This window comes from Candidatus Protofrankia californiensis (assembly GCF_900634765.1).
Classification (GTDB): Bacteria; Actinomycetota; Actinomycetes; order Frankiales; family Frankiaceae; genus Protofrankia; species Protofrankia californiensis.
The window spans coordinates 10,053-11,692 of record NZ_CAAAFT010000206.1 but is presented as its reverse complement, the minus strand read 5'-3'; the positions used below and the strand labels follow the sequence as shown (position 1 = coordinate 11,692).

Here is a 1,640-nt window from a genome sequence, read left to right as displayed (position 1 = left end):
ACGGCCGCCATGCCCCCTGCCGCAGCCGCCCCCAGACGGTGCAGTACAAGGATGCGCAGCACAGTGGAGGGACAGCTGACGCAGCGCCCGCTCCCTCTCGCAGGCTGCCTGCGCCGGATAGCACGACGAGCGACCCGTCCGGTTCCTCTGATCACCGGTTCAGCGGGGTCTGCCATGAATTAACTCCGTTGTATGCAATAGACCCGTTACTCTCTCCGAAAAAGGAGCTCGGCCGCACCGGCACCAGTGACCCGGAGGGCCAGTTAGCCGGAAGGTTGGTGTGTGTCCATAGTGTGATCGGGTGATGAAAGCGGACAAAACGTAACAAAGTCGAACTTTGGCTCATGATCCGCTGAGCGTCCAGCGCCGGACGCTTGCGCCAGTCGAGGAGGCTCATCGTGTCTACCGGGGACATCAGGTGTCACGAGAGAAACCACAGACCGACGATCGGGGACCGCGTGTACCAGCGGTCGATCTCCGATCAGACGCTGAGCGAGGTACTCGCGATCATCTGCAAAGCTCAGAAACTACTCAACTCGCAGTGCCTGCCCGACGTCACGGAGATCAACGATTTACCCGCCGCCAGCACCGCCCTGGATGCCATCTGGCACGGCGTACACACAGCCGCAACCGGTGACCGCGCGACCGCCGACCGCCTGGCATGCGCCGACGACCTGCTGCCACTGCTCATCCAACTCAAGAACACCGACAACAGCGTGCGCGAGGAACGCGCCCACCACCGGTCGAGCACGATGCGCAACGCGCAGACCGCCCTCGGCCGATTACACCAGACGGCTTCGGTATCCGAACTCATCGCCTCCACCCCGAGCATCGTGTGCACGATGGGGTTCGACCGGGCGATCATGTCACGCATCCACGAATCGACCTGGGTGGCCGAAGCACTGCACGTCGATGGGGACAAGCAGTGGGCGGAAGCGATCTTACGGGCCGGCCGGGACAACCCGCAGAAGCTCGTGCCCAACCTGTTCGAAACCGAGATCGTACGACGGAAACGACCACTCACCGTCACCAACGTCCAGCAGGAATCACGCGTGCACCGGCCGATGGCCGAGGTCTCCCAGTGCAGGAACTACGTCGCGGTGCCGATCATGCCCTGTGCCCGGGTGATCGGCTTCCTGCACGCCGACCGCTACTTCCACCGCAGCGAACTCACCGACTTCGACCGGGACGTCCTGGCAATCTTCGCCGAAGGCTTCGGCTACGCCCTGGAACGCGCGATCCTCCTCGAACGACTGGCCCAGATGCGCACCGAGATGCTGCGCTACACCGAGGGACTGGCCACGGCGATGAACGACTTCGAGGGTCAGATCGGGTTCGGCGCACACGGCGCGGATCACGAGCTCGCCCGACCCGAACGCCCGCTGCACGACGACCACTGGCCGGCGGACTCACGCCTGACCAGACGAGAGGTCGACGTGCTCAGGCTGATGGCCGCCGGCGACACCAATGCACGCATCGCCGACAAGCTGATCATCTCCGAGGGAACCGTGAAGTCCCACGTCAAACACATCCTGCGCAAGCTGAACGCGGCCAGCCGCACCGAGGCGGTGTCGATCTGGCTGCACAGCGAACGACAACAACTGTCATGAGCCGCCGGGCACAGCGCTGTGTCAGCAGCG

General features: G+C 64.0%; 1 protein-coding gene. It reads left to right on the top strand.

Annotation, left to right across the window (positions count from 1 at the left end):
- Nucleotides 1-458 precede the first annotated feature (458 nt).
- Nucleotides 459-1,610, top strand: coding sequence for a LuxR C-terminal-related transcriptional regulator (locus tag DD1DGNOD_RS29330; protein ID WP_131770075.1), 1,152 nt, complete (start codon nt 459-461; stop codon nt 1,608-1,610).
- The last annotated feature ends 30 nt before the right edge of the window (nt 1,611-1,640 follow it).